Raw genomic sequence first — 5,220 nt, 5'->3', positions numbered from 1 at the left:
GCCCCTTCGCTGCGCGCCGCTGACGTAGGCATCTCGGTGGAGAAGGCCACCGACGTGGCCCGCGCGGCCGCCGACATCCTCCTGCTCGAACCTGACCTCGGGGTTCTCCACGCGGGTGTCATGGAAGGTCGGGTCACGTTCGGAAACGTGATGAAATACATCTTGATGGCCACCAGCTCGAACTTCGGCAACATGTTCAGCATGGCCGCCGCGACCCTCTTCCTTCCCTTCCTGCCCATGCTCCCCATGCAGATCCTGCTCAACAACCTGCTCTATGACCTCTCCGAGATCCCCATCCCCACGGACCGTGTGGACCGCGAGGAGCTGCTCACCCCCCCTCGATGGGACATGCATCTCATCCGCACGTTCATGCTCGTCATGGGGCTGGTCAGCTCCGTCTTCGACTTCGCCACCTTCTGGATCTTGACGCACGTCTTCTGTGCCAGCGCGCCGCTGTTCCGAACGGGGTGGTTCGTGGAATCACTGGTCACCCAGGTGCTCGTGATCTTCATCATTCGCACGCGTCGAAGCCCGGCGCAGAGCCTTCCGAGCCTCCTGCTCACCGTCACAACGGTCGGCATCGCCATCACAGCCGCGATGCTGCCCTGGTCTCCTCTCTGCGCAGATCTGGGCTTCATCCGTCCCTCGGCAGCCCTCTACCTGGCGCTGGCCGCGGTGGCAGCGGCCTACCTGACGACCGTGGAAGGCGTGAAGCGCCTGCTGTACCGTCACCTGGCAGCGACCCGCACGAGATGAACGCCGACCGAGGACCTTCGTCCCGTCTCTGCGAATGAGCAGCCATGGGACTTCGACTTGTGTTCCGTCTCTCTGCCCGAGGCCCCGCCGTTCGCGAAGAGGGGGAGGTCGCGGCTGAGATCGTGGCGCTGCTCCACGAAGAGCGACTCATCGACAACGTGGGTGCCATCCTCGAATACACCGACAGTGCCGGACGCGCGCACACAGACGTCAGCGCGCTCTCTCCGATGCGCATGGTAGAGCGCCTTCGCGAGGTCGCAGCACCTGGCCCCATGGTCGTCTGCGTGCGGAGCCTGCGCACGGCGGAGGGCTTCCCGAACCCGTTCTGGCAGTACACCCACGGCAACGACGTGGTCTCCGGCTGGATGACCCTTCGCCACGTGATGCGTCCACCGTCATCACGGGCCCTCACACTCGAGTTCACGGAGCCGTCCTTCCTCTCCGATGTGCCCACATTTCCGCCGGCGCGTCTCCTGGCACGACTCAAGACCCTCGTGGGCATGACGCTCAGCCCGGAGTGCGAATCGGTGGAGCCAGCCCCCCCTGACGACCCACGCGCCTGAGAGGGACATCCGGCCCGCCTTCGCCGCCCTCGATGCGCGGGGTGATTCAAAGGATTCATGGCCACACTGCGCCAATCCAGCCACGAGGAGGTGTCCTTCCCTGGCCCGTCAAGCCCCGCTTCAGCTGCTCGTGCTCGAGTCGAGAACGACGTTTCGAGACGCACTCGTCGAGACGTGGAACCGTCTTTCCGTCGAGAGCGATGAGGTCCCCGCCGAGATACGAGAAGCAAAGACCCTTCAGGAATGGCTCCCCTCGCAGACGTTCGAGGCCTGTATCCTGCCCGTGGTGGCCCAGAGTGAGATCCACCATGAGATCTGGGCGCAGCTCGAAGAGGCTGGCTTCACCATCACCTACCTCTTCCATCTCACCCTCGAGCGGCCTGGTCTCGACCCTGCGGGCAACGCCGCAACGACGACCGTCACCCGTCAGGTGGTTCCCTATCTCTGCCGGACCCGATTCGGATGCCATCAGCGCGTGCTGTCCATTCTCACCCGGGTCGACCCCGTGGTCTCAGAGATCGTGCCCGCGAGCACCGAAAGCCCTCACGAGCGATATCGCAAGCTGCTCAACCGCCTCACCGAAGGCTTCTGGGACATCGGGCCAGACCTCACCATCGCCTATGCCAACGCCACCTTCAAGAAGATCCTCGGAGATCCGAAGGCCATCGGCAAGAGCCTCCTCGACTACTTCGAACCCGCAGACCAGGCGAGGCTCCTCTCCATCCTGCGCAAGCAGCAGGAGGGCATCATCATTCCCTTCACCATGCAGCTAAAACCGCGCGACGGCAATCCTGAGGGCGCCATCATCCAGATCGACCCCTCACCGCGCTTCGGCTGGAGCGGGCAGTACCTGGGTGGATGGGCGCTGGTGCGCGAGGTGAGCCGCTCCTCCCCGGACGTGTCGGAAGCCCTGCGACACGAGCGCGAGCTGTATGCGCTGTACACCGTTGCCTCAACCCTGACCCGAGGGTTCAGACTCGATGCCCTGGTGCGCGCAGCCACTGAGTGCATAAGGGAGCAGCTCGGGGTTGACGCGACGTGCACCTGGGTGCGCACCGGGAGCGCTGACGGGTCTTGCGGCTCGCTCACCCTCGTCGCGCCGCACGGCATCGATGGCGCCCCCCTGTCAGACGACCTCCTCGAAAACGCCCTTGCGTGGTGCGAGGAGACCCCCGAGAGCAAGCCCGCCAATGTCCTCCGCAGCACCGCCCGGTCAAGAAATCCCCTTGCTCGCGTCATGTGCGAGAGCGACTGTCGCAGCGTTGCAGGCATTCCACTCGTGGCCGGGACCACGCGCATCGGCCATCTCTTCCTGGCCTGCCGCGATCCCGCGGTGATGACAAGGAACTGGGTGTCGCTCATGATCTCGGTGAGCCATCAGCTGGCCGTTGCCGTTGTGAATGCACTGGGCGTCGAAGAGCGGCTGCGCGAGGAGAAACGTCAGAAGCAGTTCTATCGTGACGCGGTGTGCGCCATCACGAACGGGAAGCTGCAGCTCATCGACCGCAGCGAGCTGACACGGGTCATGGATGGCGGTCGCGAGCTGGCCGCATTGACGATCAATGCACGTGAGGACATCCAGGCCGCGCGCGCCCTCACCGAATCAACCCTTGCTGCGCAGGGGTTCACCGAAGAGCGAATCTTCGATATCGCCACCTGCGTTTCTGAGGCCGCAACGAACACGCTTCTCCATGGCGGTGGGGGTATCTTCCGCATCAGCGATGTTCCCCCCGGCCATCGTGAAGGAGCACGTCTCTCCCTCGAAGACAAGGGCAACGGCATCAACTTCTCCGAGCTGCCCCAGGCCATCCTGAAGCGCGGATACTCCACCGCCGTGTCCATGGGACTGGGGTACACCCTGATTCTCGACATGATGGATGCCGTCTTCCTCGCCACAGACGCGAACGGAACCTCACTCGTCATGGAAGCTGCGCTCCATCCGGTGAACGCCGAGCTCGAAGCGTGGCTCGCAAAGGTGGGTGACTAGGTGCCAGAGGCACTCCCATCGCGCGCGCCACATCTGCGCCCTCCCGCCTCGACTCCCACAGATCCGCTGTCCGATCTATCGAACGAGCGCCTCCTCGAAACGGTGAAGAGCACGGCCAGCGCACTCATCGACGCCACTGAGACCGATCGCGTTGCGTCAATGGCGCGCGAGCTGCTCACCGGGAGCAGGCTCCACGGCGAGATCGACACGCCAGGCGTGCGGTCGTTGCTCTACCAGCTCATCCGCAACCGTGACCCGGAGATGCAGCTCAATCATATCACCGAGCTTCGCCTTGCCCACATGCTGGCCCGCGTCGGCTGCCGACGTCTCTCGCTCGAACGCAAGGCAAGTGAGCGAAACGAGCGCACGGTTGACTTCGCCCTCGATGATGATGCGGGTTCGTTTCTCGTTGAGGTGAAGAACCTCAACCGACCGCTCATCAAGAAGAGCCTCGACCTGAACGCCCAGAGGCTTCAGGAAGCGCTGCAAGGCTCGGCGCGCCACAGTGACCTGCACCTGTTCTACCTGTTCTTCCGCAAGCCCCACCCAGACGACTTCGAAGTGCTGCGCAACGACCTTCGGCGACAGTGGCTCACCGTTGACAGCGTGAGGCGCGATGGTGGCGTCTTCTTCACCCCCAGCGATCGGCCTCGCGTCGGTGCTCTCGTCACCCCGGCACGTCCCTCGTCGGCCGGTCGCGTGATCGTGTACGACCATGGCCAGCATCTCCGCGAGCAGGGGGGGGCGCCGATACGCATCACCCATCACGAGCGACCCGCGTTGCGACGCCCTCGCCAACGCCTCGAGGAGATGTTCATCAAGGACAACGTGCTCCGACGCCTCCAGGACGCTGAGCAGAAGTTCCCCCTGCACGAGCGCCATGGGCGGGCCGTTCTGCTGTGCCCAGGAGACTGGGCGCCCGCGCACCACGTTGACGGCTGCATCGACGAGGCCGTTCACTGGTACCTCCATGGGCAGACCGCTCCGGGCGATATGTGGGCGTCGTACTACGCGCACTGGGCGGGCCGCTGGCGCTTCTCTCCCCAGCGAAACATCGATGCCATCTACGTGTTGCACGCCACATCGCAGCACGCCGCAGCCTCGGAAGGAACAGGTCCGCAGATTCGCACGGTCTACGAGCGGATCCCTGGACTGGCCGCACGCATCTTCCTGGGCGCGTAGCGAAAGTACACCGGTCTAACCCCGTTGTAGCCGTCGACCGGCATGATGTCGACTCTTCCCCTCGTCTGCCTCCCTCCATGATTTGCGCCTACGTAGAGCCCCTTGCCGTTCACCTCACCCGCGTAGATGCCCACGTGCTGACGCCCGAAGACCACGATGTCACCGGGCCGAGGCGACTCGACATGTCGCATGCCGTCTCTCTCAAACCGTCGCGCGTCGGCTCGGGGGTCGGCGCTGCCGTCGCGAAACCACTGAAGTGGGACGTGACGACCACATCTCCGATAGACGTTCCAGGCAAAGCCGCTGCAGTCCACGCCTCGGCGCAGATCCGCCCCCTGCCATACATACCGAAGGCCGAGGTGGCGCAGCGCCTCACGCAAGACCGGATCCGACGTCGGAAAGGAGCGGACCCGCACGGGAGCCCATCTGCCCGCGGTAAGAAGGGACGGATCGCTCGGCCCCTCCCTGGCCACCTCTGCCCTTCCCCCGCTCACGACACGCTTCGACGCGCCACTTGACCAGGCGACACGCTCGGCCATGCGAGGTGCTGGGACCGTGCAGCCCGGCACTCCGCACAGCGCATGGTCACCCTGCTCGAAGACATCCAGGGGATCAGGGAGCGTGGAGACGCCTGAATCTGACGCAGGCATCCCAGATTCTCCGAAGGGACGACGAAACGGCGAGACGAGCGGCGCCTCGATGCGCATGCAGACCTCCAAGGACCTCTCCCTC

At 64.5% G+C, this 5,220-nt stretch carries 5 protein-coding genes; 4 read left to right on the top strand and 1 reads right to left on the bottom strand.

Features of this window, described 5'->3' with window-relative positions; all coding sequences use genetic code 11:
* From EB084_19000 to EB084_18985, 4 genes are all read left to right on the top strand, one after another.
* Positions 1–756: magnesium-translocating P-type ATPase (locus tag EB084_19000; protein ID NDD30352.1), on the top strand; the 756-nt coding region annotated here is incomplete at its 5' end.
* 44 nt (positions 757–800) lie between these two features.
* Entirely contained in the window at positions 801–1,319 is a 519-nt protein-coding gene (locus tag EB084_18995) for a hypothetical protein (GenBank protein ID NDD30351.1), read from the top strand.
* Positions 1,320–1,449: 130 nt separating this feature from the next.
* Positions 1,450–3,306, top strand: a complete 1,857-nt coding sequence (locus EB084_18990; GenBank protein NDD30350.1) for a PAS domain-containing protein — start codon at positions 1,450–1,452, stop codon at positions 3,304–3,306.
* Positions 3,307–4,488: a hypothetical protein gene (locus tag EB084_18985; GenBank protein ID NDD30349.1), complete on the top strand. Its 1,182-nt coding sequence runs from the start codon at positions 3,307–3,309 to the stop codon at positions 4,486–4,488. It abuts the gene before it with no gap.
* On the opposite strand, the gene EB084_18980 is transcribed toward EB084_18985, so the two are convergent.
* Positions 4,440–5,207 (bottom strand): peptidoglycan endopeptidase, encoded by a 768-nt coding sequence (locus EB084_18980; GenBank protein ID NDD30348.1) that lies wholly within the window; start codon positions 5,205–5,207, stop codon positions 4,440–4,442. The genes EB084_18985 and EB084_18980 overlap by 49 nt on opposite strands.
* Positions 5,208–5,220: the final 13 nt, after the last annotated feature.

It is taken from the genome of Pseudomonadota bacterium (assembly GCA_010028905.1).
Lineage (GTDB): Bacteria > Vulcanimicrobiota > Xenobia > RGZZ01 > RGZZ01 > RGZZ01.
The sequence above is the reverse complement of the archived record's forward strand: the minus strand, read 5'-3'. Positions and strand labels throughout refer to the sequence as shown.

Bases quoted from the DNA above. Each gene is read 5' to 3' on its own strand.
- EB084_18995 (NDD30351.1), top strand. From the start codon at position 801: ATGGGACTTCGACTTGTGTTCCGTCTCTCTGCCCGAGGCCCCGCCGTT.